A 16,978-nucleotide genomic window follows, 5' to 3' on the forward strand; every position below is an offset into this window, starting at 1 on the left:
TATTCGGGCGGTGAAAATCACCGCGATTAGCGCGCCAAAGCTACGGCGCTGACCTCTTCTGCTACCCGCTCGGTAGCGTCCGGAATCGAAGCGCCGCGCGCTCGTTCCGCCATATCCAACAGCGTTTCCCGATCCCAACCGACCAGGGTAGCCGCCACGGCGTCTACCGTAAACTCAGGTTGTTCGAGAATTTTCGCCGCGCCAGCTTTCTCCAGCGGCAGCGCATTCCAGTACTGCTGACGATCTTTGTGCTGGAACGGCACAAACAGCGCCGGTAAACCAGCGGCGGCGATTTCGCTCACCGTCAGCGCGCCGGAACGGCAAACGACAACATCGGCCCAGGCATAAGCCGCCGCCATGTCATCAATAAATTCAGTCACTTTATGCTGCGGCTGACCGGCGGCGGCATACGCCTGTTGTACCGTTTCCTGGCCACCCTTGCCGCTCTGATGCCAGATAGTCACCGCATTGCCAAGCTTCCCGGCGACCTGTGGCATAGTCTGGTTCAGCACGCGGGCGCCCTGAGACCCCCCGACCACCAGCACACGAATCGGCCCCTGACGGCCGACCAGACGCTGTTCAGGTAACGGCAGCGCCAGTACATCGGTACGCACCGGGTTACCTACCACGTCAGCGTGCGGGAACGCGCCGGGAAACGCTTGCATCACTTTCTTCGCAATCTTCGCCAGCCATTTGTTGGTCAAGCCGGCAATACCATTTTGTTCGTGCAGCACCACCGGGATCCCCAGCGACCACGCCGCCAGGCCGCCGGGACCTGAAACGTAACCGCCCATTCCCAGCACCACATCCGGCTGGAAACGCTTCATGATCGCCCGTGCCTGACGCCAGGCGTTGAAAATGCGCACCGGCGCTAACAGCTGCGCTTTTACCCCTTTGCCACGCAGGCCGGAGATGCGGATAAAATCGATATCGATGCCGTGCTTCGGCACTAAATCCGCTTCCATACGATCGGCGGTACCCAGCCAGCGAACCTGCCAGCCCTGGTCCATTAAATGGTGCGCGACCGCCAGTCCCGGGAACACATGTCCGCCGGTACCGCCTGCCATTACCATTAACCGCTTTTCCTGACCGCTCATCGAACACCCCGTGTAAACGCCTGCGCTTTTTCGAGGCGCGTTTCATAATCTATTCGCAATAACAACATGATGGCCGTCGACATAATCAGCAGACTGGAACCACCATAACTAATCAGCGGTAGGGTCAGACCTTTGGTCGGCAGCATCCCCGCTGCCGCCCCGACGTTAACCAGCGCCTGGAAACTGAACCATACGCCGATAGCGCAGGCCAAAAAGCCGGAGAAGCGGTGGTCAATCTCCAGCGCTTTGCGGCCAATCGACATGGCGCGAAAGGCGACGAAGAATACCATTAAAAGCGCGAGTACCACACCGATATAACCGAGTTCTTCGCCGATAATCGCGAAGATGAAGTCAGTGTGCGCCTCCGGTAAATACTCCAGTTTCTGCACCGAGTTGCCGAGCCCTTGTCCCCACATCTCACCACGGCCAAAGGCCATCAGTGACTGGGTCAGCTGGTAGCCGCTGCCGAACGGATCTTCCCACGGGTTCCAGAAAGAAGTAACGCGACGAATACGATACGGTTCGGCGAGGATCAGCAGCACGACGGCCGAGATCCCCATGCCGATAATGGCGATGAACTGCCACAGTTTCGCACCGGCCAGGAACAGCATCGCCAGCGTGGTCACGAACAGCACGACGACCGTACCGAGGTCAGGCTGCGCCAGCAGCAGGATCGCCAGCACGAAAATCACGCCCATCGGCTTCAAGAAGCCACGCAGGTTGTTACGGACTTCATCCGCCTTACGAACCAGATAGTTGGCGATGTAGCAAAACAGCGACAACTTGGTGAATTCCGCAGGCTGAATACGCAGCGGCCCAAGCGCGATCCAGCGCGACGCGCCGTTAACCGAGCTCCCCACCACCAGTACGATCAGCAGCATCACAATCGAGGCGATGAGCATCGCGGTACTGTGGCGTTGCCAGAAGTCCATCGGCAGGCGCAGCGTCACCATCGCCAGCGCGAAGGCCAGCACAATGTACAGACCATCACGCTTGGCAAACAGGAACGGATCGTTCGCCAGACGCTGTCCAACCGGCATCGACGCCGAGGTCACCATAATAAAGCCGATGGCCGCCAGGCCGAAAGTCAGCCACAGCAGCATCCGGTCATACATGACCAGACTGTCGTTATCTTTCGGGCGCGAGCCCATCACCCAGCCTTTCAGCGCGGCGAACAGCCAGGCGAAGATAAACATCCCCGGCAGTCGCGGAAGATTCAGCCGGGGCAGCCCCAACTGCGGCATTTTCAGGCGTGGGAGAGAGAATCGCATCAACCTAACTCCTTCGCCAGACGGGCAAAGACATCGCCCCGTTGTTCAAAGTTTTTAAACTGGTCCAGACTCGCGCAGGCAGGCGACAGCAAGACCATATCGCCGGATTTCACCTGTGGGGCGATTTGACGCATCGCCTGTTCCATCGTTTCGGTCTGTACCGCGACTTCCGGGCGCAGAGCCGCCAGTTGAGCGCCATCGCGGCCAAAGCAGTACAGACGGACGTTATCGCCGCCCAGATAACGCTTCAGCGGCGCGAAGTCAGCGGATTTACCGTCGCCACCCAACAGCAGATACAGCGTGCCGTCGAGATGCAGGCCGTTCAGCGCCGCTTCGGTGCTGCCGACGTTGGTCGCTTTTGAGTCGTTAACCCAACGCACGCCGTTATGCTCCAGCGCCAGTTGGAAACGGTGCGCCAGGCCGGTGAACGTCGTCAGCGCCTTCAGGCTACTGGCGCGCGGCAGACCGGCGGCATCGGCCAGCGCCAGCGCCGCCAGCGCATTGCTGTAGTTATGCTGGCCGCTGATGATCATCTCTTTCACGTTCAGCACTTTTTCGCCTTTCACCCGCAGCCAGATTTCACCCTGCTGGCGGTTGAGATGATAGTCGCCGACGTCAACGCCGAAGCTGACGCAGCGATCGTCAGCGCCGCGTACCGGCATGGTGAGTGCATCATCGGCATTCACCACACAGGTTTTGGCATTTTCATATACCCGCAGTTTTGCGGCGCGGTACTGCTGCAGACCCAACGGGTAGCGATCCATATGATCCTCGGTCACATTGAGGATGGTCGCCGCGACGGCTTTCAGGCTGGAGGTTGTTTCCAGCTGAAAGCTGGAGAGTTCGAGCACATACAGTTCGCGCGCCGGATCCAGCAGCATCAGCGCTGGCAGGCCGATATTGCCGCCGACGCCGACGTTAACGCCCGCCGACTTCGCCATCTCACCCACCAGGGTGGTGACGGTGCTTTTGCCGTTCGAGCCGGTAATCGCGATAATCGGCGCCTGCGCCTCACGGCAGAACAGCTCGATGTCGCCGACGATTTCCACGCCAGCGTCCGCTGCCGCGCTCAGCGAAGGATGCGCCAACGCGATCCCCGGACTGGCGACAATCAGATCCGCCGCCAGCAGCCAGTCGTCGTTAAGACCGCCAACGTGGCGCTCAACGGCTTCCGGCAGCTTCTCAAGCCCGGCAGGGGCGACGCGGGTATCCATCACGCGCGGGGTGACGCCGCGCGCCATGAAAAAGTCCACGCATGACAGGCCGGTCATACCCAGCCCAATAATGACGACTTTTTTACCCTGATAATCTGCCATGATTAACGTACCTTCAGCGTCGCCAGGCCAATCAGCACCAGCATCAGCGAAATAATCCAGAAGCGCACGATAACGCGCGGTTCAGGCCAGCCTTTCAGTTCATAGTGATGGTGTATCGGCGCCATACGGAAGATGCGCTGACCGCGCAGCTTAAAGGAGCCGACTTGCAGGATCACCGACAGGGTTTCCACCACGAAAACGCCGCCCATAATCACCAGCAGGAATTCCTGACGTAGCAGCACGGCGATAATGCCCAGCGCGCCGCCGAGTGCCAGTGAACCGACGTCGCCCATGAAGACCTGCGCCGGATAGGTGTTGAACCACAGGAAGCCGAGGCCCGCGCCGACAATCGCCGTACAGACGATAACCAGCTCGCCGGCGTGGCGCAGATAAGGAATGTGCAGGTAGTTGGCGAAGTTCATGTTACCGGTCGCCCACGCCACCAGCGCAAAGCCGGCCGCGACGAAGACAGTCGGCATAATCGCCAGGCCATCGAGGCCATCGGTCAGGTTGACCGCGTTGCCGGTGCCGACAATCACGAAGTAGGCCAGCAGGATATACAGCAGACCCAACTGCGGCATCACGTCTTTAAAGAACGGGACCACCAGCTCGGTCGCCGGAGTATCTTTACCCGCCAGATACAACGCGAACGCCACGCCCAGCGCAATCACCGACATCCAGAAGTACTTCCAGCGAGCAATCAGGCCTTTGGTATCTTTACGCACAACCTTACGGTAGTCGTCGACAAAACCGATAATGCCGTAGCCGATCAGAACCGTCAGCACGCACCAGACGTACGGGTTGGACGGATAAGCCCACAACAGAACGGAAACGGTAATCGCGGTCAGGATCATGATCCCGCCCATGGTCGGAGTGCCGCGTTTGCTGAAGTGGGACTCCGGACCGTCGTTACGCACGACCTGGCCAAAGGACAGTTTTTGCAGGCGGGCGATCATGCGCGGGCCCATCCACAAAGAGATGAACAGCGCGGTCAGCAGGCTGACGATGGCGCGAAACGTCAGGTAGGAAAAGACGTTAAAGCCGGAATAATATTTGACCAGATGTTCGGCCAGCCATACTAACATGTCGCAATCTCCTGTAATGCGCGTACTACCTCTTCCATGGCGGCACTACGTGAACCCTTCACTAAAATGGTCATAACTTTGTGCTCTGCCAGCAGCTCGCGCAGGCGAGCCACCACGGCGGCTTTATCATTAAAATGTTCGCCAACACCGCTGGCGCTGCTGATATCCGCGCTCAGGGACCCCACGCTCAGGACGCAATCCAGTCCCGCCGCTTTCGCCGCTTCGCCGACTTCGCGATGGCATGCCGCGCTTTCCGCGCCGAGCTCCGCCATATCGCCAACCACCATTGCCCGGAAGCCCGGCATTTCCGCCAGTACCTGCACCGCGGCGGTCATCGACCCGACGTTCGCGTTGTAGGAGTCATCGAGCAACAGCTGGTTTTCCGCCAACGGGATCGGGAACAGGCGTCCCGGCACCGCTTGCAGCTGCGCCAGTCCGGTTTTCACTGCCGCCAGATCGGCGCCTACCGCCATCGCCAGCGACGTCGCCGCCAGCGCGTTAGCAATGTTGTGGCGTCCCGGCAGCGGCAACAGCACATCGACATTCCCGGTTGGGGTCTGCAGCGTAAATTCTGTGCCGTGGCTGGTGATGTGAATATTGGTCGCCGTAAAGTCGCTGTTCGCCGCATTTGGCGAGAAGCGCCACACTTTGCGATCGCCGATCACGCTCTGCCAGTTCAGCCAGTCGTTGTTGTCGGCGTTCAAAATAGCAATACCGTTTTGCGACAGGCCGCTAAAGATTTCACCCTTCGCTTTCGCCACCCCCGCCAGCGAGCCGAAACCCTCAAGGTGAGCGGCAGCGAGATTATTGACCAGCGCCGCTTCCGGACGCGTCAGACCGACGGTCCAGGCAATTTCGCCCTGGTGGTTAGCGCCCAGTTCAATGACCGCATACTGATGTTCTTTGTTCAGACGCAGCAGCGTCATCGGTACCCCGATATCGTTATTCAGGTTACCGGCGGTATACAGCGTCTTGCCGCACTGGCTGAGGATCGCCGCCGTCATCTCTTTAACTGAGGTTTTGCCGGAAGATCCGGTCAGCGCGACGACGCGAGTCGGCACCTGCTGACGTACCCAGGCGGCTAATTCGCCAAACGCCAGGCGGGTGTCTTTCACCACAACCTGCGGCAAATCACAGTCCAACGGACGGCTGACCAGCAACGCGCCCGCGCCCGCCGCTTTCGCCTGCTCGGCAAAATCATGGGCGTCAAAACGTTCACCCTTCAGCGCCACGAACAGGCAACCCGCCGTAACTTTACGGGTGTCGGACGTCACTTCATTGATAGCGATATCGCTACCCTGCCGTTCGCCGCGCGTGATATCGGCGAGCTGACTTAACGTAAAACGAATCATGCCACCACTCCCAGCAGACGCGCGACGGTAACCCGGTCGGAATAATCCAGACGGCGGTTGCCAACGATCTGATAGTCTTCGTGGCCTTTACCCGCCACCAGCACGACGTCGTTTTCTTTCGCCTGCATGACGGCGTTGGTGACCGCTTCCGCGCGGCCTTCCATCACCCGCGCCTGCCCCGCATCGAGCATGCCGGCCAGAATGTCGTTGATAATCGCCCGCGGCTCTTCAGTACGCGGGTTGTCATCGGTCACCACCACAATATCGGCGAACTCTTCAGCAATCGCGCCCATCAGCGGACGCTTACCTTTATCGCGATCGCCGCCGCAGCCGAAGACGCACCACAGCTTGCCGCTGCAGTGCAGACGCGCGGCCTGCAGCGCTTTTTCCAGTGCGTCAGGCGTGTGGGCGTAATCGACGACGACGGTGGGTTTACCCGGCGCGCTGAACACTTCCATGCGGCCGCAAACCGGCTGTAAACGCGAGGAGGTCTTCAGCAAATCTGCCAGCGGGTATTCCAACGCCAGCAGCGTCGCCAGCGCCAACAACAAGTTGCTGACGTTAAATGCGCCCATCAGGCGGCTTTCGATTTCACCATTGCCCCAGCTTGAGGCAAACTGGATCGTCGCACCACTGTCGTGATAGTTAACCGCTGTCGCCTTTAGCCAGCGACCGTGACAGTTCGGATTGATATGATCTTCCATCGATACTGCGACCGCGTCCGGCAGCTTCGCCAGCCAGCGACGCCCAACTTCATCGTCAGCGTTGACGATGGCCTGGCCGCAATGGTGGGTGGAATACAGCAGCCATTTTGCCGCTTCGTAATGTTCCATGTCGCCATGGTAATCGAGGTGATCGCGGCTCAGGTTGGTAAACACCGAGGCAGCAAACTGCAGCGCCGCCACGCGGTGCTGGACCAGACCGTGAGAGGACACTTCCATCGCGCCGAAAGTCGCGCCCTGCCCTGCCAGGCCGGAAAGGACGTGCTGTACATCCACTGCGGAACCGGTTGTGTTTTCAGTCGGCACCACTTTATCCAACAGACCGTTACCGACGGTCCCCATCACCGCGCTGGTTTCACCCAGCAGCTTAGCCCACTGCGCCAACAGCTGAGTAGTGGTGGTCTTACCGTTGGTGCCGGTGACGCCCACCAGACGCATCTGCTGCGAAGGCTGATGGTAAAAACGCCCGGCCAGCGCCGATAAACGCTCATTCAGCTGGCTCAGGTAGATGACCGGTACGCCGTGCATCTCGCGCACTTCGCCGTCTTCGGCCTCGCCCTGCGCCTCAGCAATAATGGCAGCAACACCTTGCGCTATCGCCTGCGGGATATAACGACGCCCGTCCGCCTGATGACCCTGTACCGCGACAAAGAGGTCGCCGGACGCCGCCACACGGCTGTCCAGCGTCATCTCTCGCAGAATTCGCTCCGGCGCATTTGGCACCCACGGAGCGAGAAGGTCGCGCAAATTACGATCTGCCACCTGTTCCCTCGCCTTGATTAATCACAAATTCACTTTTTTCGCCCGTTGCCAGCGCATCCGGTTCGATGTTCATGGTCCGCAATACGCCGCCCATGATGGCACCGAAGACCGGCGCGGAAACGGCGCCGCCGTAGTATTTACCTGCCTGCGGGTCGTTGATCACCACCACCAGCGCGAAGCGCGGATGGCTGGCGGGCGCAACGCCTGCGGTGTAAGCAATATATTTGTTGATGTAGCGGCCATCCGGCCCCACTTTTTTCGCCGTACCGGTTTTAATCGCGATGCGATAGCCTTTGATCGCCGCTTTCACGCCGCCGCCGCCGGGCAGCGCCACGCTTTCCATCATGTGAACGACGGTACGTACGAGTGATTCCGGGAACACGCGCTCGCCCGGAACCGGTGGATCAACCTTGGTAATCGACAGCGGGCGATAGATGCCGTAGCTGCCAATCGTTGCGTAGACTCGCGCTAGCTGTAACGGCGTTACCATTAGCCCGTAGCCGAAAGAAAAGGTGGCCCTCTCTATGTCAGACCACCGTTGTTTTTGAGGATATAAGCCACTGCGTTCTCCGACCAACCCCAAATTGGTCGCCTTTCCTAGCCCAAAACGTGAGTAAGTATCTACTAACGCTGAGGACGGCATCGCTAACGCCAGCTTGGAAACGCCAACGTTACTCGACTTCTGTAGCACCCCGGTCAGGGTCAATTCGCTGTAGCGCGCCACGTCTTTGATTTCGTGGCCGTTAATTCGATAAGGAATGGTGTTCAATACGGTATTTTCGTTAACGATGCCGCGCTGCAGCGCCGTCATCACTACCATCGGTTTGACCGTAGAACCCGGTTCGAACACGTCGGTGATGGCGCGGTTACGCATCGTGTCTTTTGCCGTACCGGCGAAGTTATTCGGGTTGTAAGACGGGCTATTGGCCATCGCCAGGACTTCGCCAGTGCTGACATCGACCAGAACCGCGCTACCCGACTCCGCTTTGTTAAAGGCCACGGCGTTGTTCAGCTCGCGATACACCAGCGCCTGCAGACGTTCGTCGATGCTCAACGCAAGGTTGTGCGCCGCCTGGCTGTCAGTGGAAGAGATGTCTTCAATGACGCGGCCATAGCGGTCTTTACGCACAATACGTTCGCCCGGCTGGCCGGTGAGCCATTTATCAAAGCTTTTCTCGACCCCTTCAATCCCCTGGCTATCGACGTTGGTGAAGCCAATGAGGTGAGCGGTTACTTCGCCTGACGGATAATAACGGCGTGATTCTTCACGCAGATGAATACCCGGCAGTTTCAATTTTTTGATGTAATCCGCCATGTCAGGGTTAACCTGACGCGCCAGATAAATAAAACGCATCCGCGGGTTGCTATTGATGCGCGAGGCCAGCTGATCCAGCGGCATTTTCAACGCATCGGCTAACGCTTTCCAGCGGTTATCGAGCGTCACGCCACCGGCGTCATGCAGCTCTTTCGGGTCGGCCCAGATGGCTTTCACCGGTACGCTCACCGCCAGCGGGCGACCGGAGCGGTCGGTAATCATGCCGCGCGCGGTCGACACTTCCTGCACGCGCAGAGAACGCATATCCCCCTGACGCACCAGCATGTCCGGGCTGACCACCTGTAACCAGGCGACGCGGCCAAGCAGGAAGGCCAGAGCGATTAAAATACATCCGCACAGCAACGCAAAACGCCAACTGATAAAGTTGGCTTGTTCTTCCTGACGTTTTGCTTTTGGCGTTTTCGGCGCTGCTTTCATGCGTCGCAATAATCCTTATTTCTGTACCACTATGTTTTCTTGTGATGGATCAACGTGTTGCATCTGCAACTTTTCAGTCGCGATCCGCTCAACCCGACTGTGATCGCCAAGGGCATTCTCTTCGAGGATCAGGTTGCGCCATTCAATATCCAGAGCGTCACGCTCCAGAACGAGTTGTTCACGCTGCGCGGTTAACAGACGGGTATGGTGCGCCGTCGTCACCACGGTAATCGCCGTAATGATGATGCAAATGAACAGACAGAGTGGCAGCTTCCCAAACCGCAGAAGATCGTCCCCGATAACGCCAGGCAAAGCATGACGCTCGGTGCTTCCTAACGATCCTTTAACTTTGCTTAAGGCTACTGTCACTCTGCCGATCATGCGTTCGTCCTCTCTGCAATACGCAGCACTGAACTACGAGCGCGTGGATTCTCTGCCACCTCTTCTTCGCCCGGCATCAACTTGCCTAGTGCTCGCAGCTGACGGCCGCCCAGTTTCCTGAGCTGCTCTTCAGTCATCGGGATCCCTGCTGGAACCTGCGGACCGCGGCTTTGCTCACGCATGAAGCGCTTCACAATACGGTCTTCCAGCGAATGGAAACTGATTATCGACAGCCGCCCCCCCGGGGCCAGCACGCCGAGCGAGCTTTTTAGCGCCTGCTCTATCTCCTCCAGTTCACTGTTCACCCAAATGCGCACCGCCTGGAAGGTACGGGTCGCGGGATGTTTGTGTTTATCTTTCACCGGCATCGCCGCCGCAATGACTTCCGCCAGCTCTTTGGTGCGGGTCATCGGCTCAATACGGTTGCGTTCAACGATCGCACGCGCGATACGTTTGCCGAAACGCTCTTCGCCAAAGGTTTTAATCACCCAGGCGATGTCCGCCTCTTCAGCGGTCTGTAGCCATTCAGCGGCAGATTGACCGCGGGTTGGATCCATACGCATGTCCAACGGACCGTCGCGCATAAAGGAGAATCCGCGCTCCGCGTCATCCAACTGCGGTGAAGACACGCCAAGATCGAGAAGAATACCGTCGATCTTGCCGGTAAGATTGCGCTCGCCGACGTAGTCAGCCAGCTGTGAAAAAGGACCATGCACGATGGAAAAGCGAGGGTCATCGATGGTTTGCGCAACGGCGATAGCCGTCGGGTCGCGATCGATTGCCAGCAGGCGTCCTTCCGCCCCCAGTTGGGAGAGGATCAAACGCGAGTGACCGCCGCGGCCAAAGGTTCCATCAATGTAGATACCATCCGGACGAATGTTCAGGCCGTTAACGGCTTCATCCAAAAGTACCGTAGTGTGTTTAAAATTTTCCATCATTTTATAAAGACAAATCCTGCAGGCGCTCCGACAGTTCACCGGTAGCGGACTGCTCAGCGTCGATATCTTCCTTGACCCGTTGATACCAGGTCGTTTCATCCCACAGTTCAAATTTATTAAACTGTCCGACCAGCATCACTTCTTTTGTCAGCCCGGCATGTTGCCGTAACACCGGCGCGATCAGCAATCGTCCGGCGCTATCCATCTGACATTCGCTGGCATGCCCCAAAAGCAGGCGCTGTACACGCCGCTCAACGGGATTCATGCTCGATAAACGCGACAATTTTTGCTCAATGATTTCCCATTCAGGCAAGGGATAAAGCAGCAGGCACGGGTGATGAATGTCAATGGTGCATACCATTTGACCAGAAGCATCCTCGATCAGCCCGTCACGGTAACGCGTCGGTACGGCCAAACGGCCTTTACTGTCGAGATTGACTAACGTTGCTCCCCGGAACATGCCAGCCTCACCCCTTTTCGCCACTTTACCCCACAAATTCCCACCTAAAGGAGTTTACGGAGCGGAGGAAAAGCTTGTCAAGCCAGCACTAATGCCAACAGAGCGCAAAAACCCATTATTTACAGCCGATATTAGCCCTGATGAAAAAATCACCAACAAACGAGGCAAATTAACGTTATGAATACGTGTAAGAAAATAACCGACAAACTCGTAACAGTTAAAAGCGACAAAATATCTTCGGCGGGAAAATATAAAGTGTCAGTTTGCGACGCGAGCGGCATTTTAGGCCATTATGATGCCCGTTAACAGTACCACTTGTGGACGGAGAAGCACATGTGCCGCGGCCTGGCGCAATCGTCATCCGCGAAGGAGCGATAAAGCGATTGTTAATTCAACAATTATTCCGGTGAATGTAACAAAATAATACAAATGAATGCCGCTGCGCTTTTTCTTGCACCATTTCGATACAAAAAAATTGTTCTCCAGAATAAAACAAAATAAGGCGTAAAGAAGTTTAGGGATTTGTCTGAAAGCGAATAGATTTACGATTCTCTACGTAAATTGTATGGAATATCGCCAGATGCTAATCCATCTGGCGAATAACCTACGAATAATCCTGGTCTTTCATCACTGTCGGCATCAACGACGATTCAAACTGCCGCGATGATACAGGTTGCGACGAATACGGCTTAAACCAGGTTTTGGCTTACGCGGTTCATCAAGGCTGGCCAGAACAATCTCCAGCACGCGCTCAGCAACATCGCGGTGGCGCTGAGCGACCGCCAGTACAGGACACTGCAGGAAATCGAGCAGTTCATTATCGCCGAAGGTGGCGATGGCCAGCTCAGACGGCAGCTTCCCTTCACGACGCAGCGTGACGTCCATGACGCCCTGCAGCAACGGGAAAGAAGTGGTGAACAGCAGTTGCGGCATCGGATGCGTTTCCAGCCATTTTTCAAACAGCTGGGCTGCGGCTTCACGCTCGTAGCTGTTGGCATACAGGAAGTTCACCTCACGCGGATCGTCTTTCCAGGCGGTACGGAACCCTTGCTCGCGCAGGAAGCTTACCGACAGTTCCGGCAGCGCGCCGAGATACAGCACCGTGTCGCCTGGGAATTGGCGCAGCTCGGCGCCGAGCATTTCAGCATCATCCTGATCCGCGCCGACCACGCTGGTGAAGTGTTCGCGGTCAAGCGCACGGTCGAGGGCGACAATCGGGAAAGAATTGTTCGCCCAGCGCTGGTAGAACGGGTGCTCCGGCGGCAGCGACGTCGACACGATGATCGCATCCACCTGGCGCTGCAGCAGATGCTCAATACAACGCATTTCGTTATCCGGCTGATCTTCCGAACAGGCGATCAACAGCTGGTAGCCGCGCTGACGCGCCTGGCGCTCCAGATAGTTCGCAATACGGGTATAACTGGTATTTTCGAGGTCGGGGATCACCAAACCGATAGAACGCGTACGTCCTGCACGCAGGCCAGCAGCAACCGCGTTCGGGTGGTAGTTATGCTCACGCACCACTGCCATCACCTTTTCGACCGTTTTATCGCTGACGCGATACTGCTTCGCTTTGCCATTAATCACATAGCTCGCGGTGGTTCTTGAAACACCGGCCAGCCTGGCGATTTCATCCAGTTTCACAATTGCCCCTTGGGTAAGAAGTACAAAACATAACCATTCAGCAAATATACTCGTTAGAGTATACAGATTCATTTTTATAACATCTAAACGCAGAATAGTTAGCGCGGCAACCGCTTTCGTCCACAGTTCCCACCGAATTCGCAAAAAAATAACCCGACAGTTTGTGTCGGGCTATTTTTACGTCAGCGTTTCCGGTTGTTAACGCATAATTTTATCACCGCGCGACAACCCGACCACGCCGGACCGCGCCACTTCGACAATGCGCGCGACATCGCGCAAAGAGGCCAGGAAGGCATCCAGCTTATCGCTGGTCCCGGCGAGCTGAACCGTATAGATAGAAGGCGTCACGTCAATGATCTGCCCGCGGAAGATTTCAGTGTTACGTTTCACCTCTTCGCGGCCATAGCCGCTGGCTTGTACTTTAACCAGCATGATTTCACGCTCAACGTGGGATCCCTGGCCGAGCTCACTCACCCGCAGTACGTCCACTAGCTTATGCAGCTGCTTTTCGATCTGCTCAATCGCTTTCTCGTCGCCCACCGTCTGAATCGTCATGCGGGACAGTGTCGGATCGTCGGTCGGCGCGACGGTCAGGCTTTCAATATTGTAGCCACGCTGCGAAAACAGGCCGATCACCCGGGATAATGCCCCCGATTCGTTCTCCAGTAATACCGATAATATCCGGCGCATAATCAGGTTCTCTCCGTTTTGCTCAACCACATTTCGTCCATGCCGCCGCCGCGGATCTGCATGGGGTACACATGCTCACTGCCATCCACCGTGACATCAACGAACACCAGGCGGTTATTGCGCACCTGTTCCAGCGCTTCCGCCAGCTTCGTTTCCAGCTCTTGCGGCTCGCTGATGCGAATACCGACGTGACCATAGGCTTCCGCGACGCGGACGAAGTCCGGCAGCGATTCCATATAGGACTGCGAATGACGGCCGGAATAGAGCATATCCTGCCACTGCTTCACCATCCCGAGGTAGCGGTTGTTGAGGTTCAACACCAGTACCGGCAGCTCGTACTGCAGCGCAGTGGAAAGCTCCTGGATGTTCATCTGGATGCTGCCGTCGCCGGTGACGCAGATAACGGTTTCGTTTGGCAGCGCCATCTTCACGCCCAGCGCGGCAGGCAGGCCAAAACCCATCGTGCCGAGGCCGCCGGAGTTAATCCAACGCCTTGGCTTATCGAACGGATAATAGAGAGCGGCGAACATCTGATGCTGACCAACGTCGGACGTGACGTAGGCATCGCCATTCGTCAGGCGCCAGATAGTCTCGATCACCGCCTGCGGCTTGATCTTGCCGCTTTGCGTGTCGTATTGCAGGCAGTGACGGGAACGCCACTGTTCAATCTGTTGCCACCAGTCGCGGATCTCATCCAGCGGCTGTTGGCTTTCTTCCTGCTCCAGCAGTTCCAGCATTTGATCGAGCACCTGCCGCGCATCGCCAACGATCGGCACATCCGCTGGCACCGTCTTGGAGATCGATGTCGGATCGATATCAATATGCAGCACCGTTGCGTTCGGGCAGTACTTCGCCAGATTGTTGGTCGTGCGATCGTCAAAACGCACGCCGACGGCAAAGATGACGTCGGAATGGTGCATGGTCATGTTGGCTTCATAGGTGCCATGCATGCCCAGCATGCCCAATGCCTGCTGATGGGTCGCCGGAAACGCCCCCAGGCCCATTAAAGAAGAGACCACCGGCAGCTTGAGTTTTTCGACCAGCGTACGCAGCTGCGCCTCGCACTGCGCGTTGATCGCCCCGCCGCCGACGTAGACGACCGGTTTTTTCGCCGTCGCCAGCGTCTGCAGCGCGCGCTTAATTTGCCCTTTATGACCGCTGGTCGTCGGGTTATAGGAACGCATGCTCACCGCATCCGGCCAGACGTAAGGCAGTTTATTCGCCGGATTGAGAATGTCCTTTGGCAAATCAACCACCACCGGGCCAGGACGACCGCTGGCCGCCAGCCAGAAAGCCTTTTTCAGGATCCCCGGAATATCTTCAGTCTGCTTCACCAAAAAACTGTGTTTGACCACCGGGCGCGAGATGCCAACCATGTCGCATTCCTGGAAGGCATCGTAGCCAATCAGCGAAGTAGCGACCTGCCCGGAAAGGATCACCAGCGGAATGGAATCCATGTAAGCCGTTGCGATACCGGTAATCGCGTTTGTCGCCCCCGGGCCGGAGGTCACCAGCACGACGCCGACTTCGCCGGTTGCGCGCGCCAGGCCGTCAGCCATATGCACCGCAGCCTGCTCGTGGCGTACCAGCACGTGGTCGATGCCGCCAAGGGTATGTAACGCATCATAGATATCGAGGACTGCGCCTCCGGGATAGCCGAATACTTGCTTGACGCCCTGATCGACCAGCGATTGGACGACCATCTCGGCTCCTGACAACATCTCCATGGTTTGCCTCCAGGCTTATGGTTTTCACGACGGCAGAAGTCATTTTCCGCGCCCGTCGTATGATGCAAAGCCACAGGCAGTGCATTGAGGTGAACGACTTGCTGAGCATTACCATAACTGCTCGCCAACAGGCAGGCAATTAGCCTCCCGGCGTATATCGCCCGCGTTAAAAGCAGAAAAGAAAGCATCTGGTAGAATATATGGAGGATTGCTTCAAGAATAAGAAAATGGGATAGCCAATACTCGGGGAAAATGGCTTACGGCAGAAAATCATCCATTTTTCACCGTCGAGCCGCCATAACCCACAGCAATAAACAGAATAATATTCTGATTTTTTATTAAACAACAATACAAGCAGGAGCTTTCGCTCCCGTTTTCGGATAATGTATTAGCGCTGGCAAATATTCGCCAGTAATTCTTCCATCCACTGATGGCCTTTATCGCGCCCGGCCGCTTCATGCCAGGACAGGAAGCAGGTGCGATTATTTTCCTTCAACGGCAGCGGTAATAGCTGTAAATCTAATTTCCCAGCAAATTCACTCGCTAACCAGCGCGGCGCGATAGCCACCATATAGGTTTGCGAAACCACATTTAAAACGCTGACCATCGCATTGCCCTGATAAGCGATACTGGATTGTTTATCAACGGAGTCATACCATGGCTGGCTAAATGACGCATAGCGATCCAATGAGACAACAGCATGCTCTTCCTGATAAATATCCGCTTCCGTTAGCGGGCCGGAAATACGCGGATGTTTACGACTGGCAACCAGAACCATTTCATCTTTGAATAAAGGGATACAGGCGAATTCCGGGCGACGGAACTCTTCATACCCGATAACAAATTCAATTTCCTGATAGCGCAGCTGATGTTCAGTATTTTGGTGTAGCGCTGATTTAAAGACCAAATGAATATTTGGCGCGATTGCACTCACTTTATTAAATATAAGAGAGGTTAAATAATTATCCAACGGGCTACACACGCAGAGGTTAAATGCCCGCCGCTGCTCAGCGGTTCGAAGCCGGAACCCGGTAGCTCATTCTGCACCAACTGCAACGCCTGACGCACGGAGCCGAATAGTTGGTAGGCCCTCGCTGTCGGCTGAATACCGCGGCCATAGCGGACAAACAGTTCATCATTAAACATCACTTTAAGACGTGATACCGCGTTGCTCACCGCCGGTTGCGACATCCCGAGCGAATGGGCCGCACGGGTAATATTTTGCTCCTGCATCACCGCATCAAACACTGTCAGGAGGTTAAGATCCACCATTCGCAGTTGTGGTTTGACGACTTCCTGTCCCGGGGCTGATTTATATTCAGTATTTTCAATTAACATATCTGACTCCACCGTCACGCTAAATTCCTTTTACCAAAGTGCAGTAATTAATTAAGACAATATCATTTATCATGTATATTAAATCTGCAAAAGGGCAAAATTGAATTTTAGGAATATATCAAGGTTATGAGTGGCGACGAAAAACCGCACTGGACATCACCGGAACCCGCCCAAAACATATCGTTTACTTGATGATATAAAGTGTACCCATAGATCATAAAAATAAACAACACCACTAACAGTGAATTCCAATTTAAGCATTAATTAACTATCTAGTTTTCGCCTGATAGAAATTAACACTTCATTATCTTTTCCCGGGCAATAACGTCGCAAAATCAGATAGCGTCTCTCCTCTAATCGCTTGTATTTCATTATGATACTACTTAGGCGGCGCCAATACGTATTGAGTCCCTGAATGAAAATAATTTTTTCAAAATGTTCT

At 56.0% G+C, this 16,978-nt stretch carries 13 protein-coding genes and 1 pseudogene; all 14 read right to left on the bottom strand.

The features are described from left to right. Positions 1–26: 26 nt before the first annotated feature. Positions 27–1,097 (bottom strand): undecaprenyldiphospho-muramoylpentapeptide beta-N-acetylglucosaminyltransferase, encoded by a 1,071-nt coding sequence (murG, locus tag PYR66_19260; GenBank protein ID WEF27398.1) that lies wholly within the window; start codon positions 1,095–1,097, stop codon positions 27–29. Next, on the bottom strand, positions 1,094–2,368 hold the full coding sequence (gene ftsW / locus PYR66_19265) for a cell division protein FtsW (GenBank protein ID WEF27399.1): 1,275 nt from the start codon (positions 2,366–2,368) through the stop codon (positions 1,094–1,096). The genes murG and ftsW overlap by 4 nt, the downstream gene beginning before the upstream one ends. Beyond that, positions 2,368–3,684 carry a UDP-N-acetylmuramoyl-L-alanine--D-glutamate ligase gene (gene murD, locus PYR66_19270; protein ID WEF27400.1) on the bottom strand — a complete coding sequence of 439 codons (1,317 nt, stop codon included), beginning with the start codon at positions 3,682–3,684 and terminating at the stop codon, positions 2,368–2,370. Before murD ends, ftsW begins: the two co-directional genes overlap by 1 nt. Positions 3,685–3,686: 2 nt before the next feature. Then, positions 3,687–4,769, bottom strand: coding sequence for a phospho-N-acetylmuramoyl-pentapeptide-transferase (mraY, locus tag PYR66_19275; protein WEF27401.1), 1,083 nt, complete (start codon positions 4,767–4,769; stop codon positions 3,687–3,689). Continuing rightward, the gene (gene murF, locus PYR66_19280; protein ID WEF27402.1) at positions 4,763–6,121 is read right to left on the bottom strand and encodes a UDP-N-acetylmuramoyl-tripeptide--D-alanyl-D-alanine ligase; all 1,359 of its coding nucleotides are present in this window, start codon (positions 6,119–6,121) and stop codon (positions 4,763–4,765) included. Before murF ends, mraY begins: the two co-directional genes overlap by 7 nt. Then, a complete protein-coding gene (gene murE / locus PYR66_19285; protein WEF27403.1) occupies positions 6,118–7,605 on the bottom strand; it encodes a UDP-N-acetylmuramoyl-L-alanyl-D-glutamate--2,6-diaminopimelate ligase in 1,488 nt (495 codons plus the stop codon). The genes murF and murE overlap by 4 nt, the downstream gene beginning before the upstream one ends. Further along, positions 7,592–9,358: a peptidoglycan glycosyltransferase FtsI gene (locus tag PYR66_19290; protein ID WEF27404.1), complete on the bottom strand. Its 1,767-nt coding sequence runs from the start codon at positions 9,356–9,358 to the stop codon at positions 7,592–7,594. The genes murE and PYR66_19290 overlap by 14 nt, the downstream gene beginning before the upstream one ends. Positions 9,359–9,373: 15 nt before the next feature. Next, positions 9,374–9,739: a cell division protein FtsL gene (gene ftsL, locus PYR66_19295; GenBank protein WEF27405.1), complete on the bottom strand. Its 366-nt coding sequence runs from the start codon at positions 9,737–9,739 to the stop codon at positions 9,374–9,376. Continuing rightward, complete coding sequence (gene rsmH, locus PYR66_19300; protein ID WEF27406.1) at positions 9,736–10,677, bottom strand: 16S rRNA (cytosine(1402)-N(4))-methyltransferase RsmH; 942 nt, start codon at positions 10,675–10,677, stop codon at positions 9,736–9,738. The genes ftsL and rsmH overlap by 4 nt, the downstream gene beginning before the upstream one ends. A 1-nt stretch (position 10,678) precedes the next feature. Continuing rightward, complete coding sequence (gene mraZ / locus PYR66_19305; GenBank protein ID WEF30509.1) at positions 10,679–11,137, bottom strand: division/cell wall cluster transcriptional repressor MraZ; 459 nt, start codon at positions 11,135–11,137, stop codon at positions 10,679–10,681. Between the two features lie 639 nt (positions 11,138–11,776). Continuing rightward, complete coding sequence (cra, locus tag PYR66_19310; protein ID WEF27407.1) at positions 11,777–12,781, bottom strand: catabolite repressor/activator; 1,005 nt, start codon at positions 12,779–12,781, stop codon at positions 11,777–11,779. Positions 12,782–12,979: 198 nt separating this feature from the next. After that, positions 12,980–13,471: an acetolactate synthase small subunit gene (gene ilvN / locus PYR66_19315; GenBank protein WEF27408.1), complete on the bottom strand. Its 492-nt coding sequence runs from the start codon at positions 13,469–13,471 to the stop codon at positions 12,980–12,982. A gap of 2 nt (positions 13,472–13,473) precedes the next feature. After that, complete coding sequence (ilvI, locus tag PYR66_19320) at positions 13,474–15,198, bottom strand: acetolactate synthase 3 large subunit (GenBank protein WEF27409.1); 1,725 nt, start codon at positions 15,196–15,198, stop codon at positions 13,474–13,476. 388 nt (positions 15,199–15,586) lie between these two features. Further along, positions 15,587–16,554, bottom strand: a pseudogene (leuO, locus tag PYR66_19325) (transcriptional regulator LeuO). Positions 16,555–16,978 lie beyond the last annotated feature (424 nt).

Source organism: Klebsiella aerogenes (assembly GCA_029027985.1).
Lineage (GTDB): Bacteria > Pseudomonadota > Gammaproteobacteria > Enterobacterales > Enterobacteriaceae > Klebsiella > Klebsiella aerogenes_A.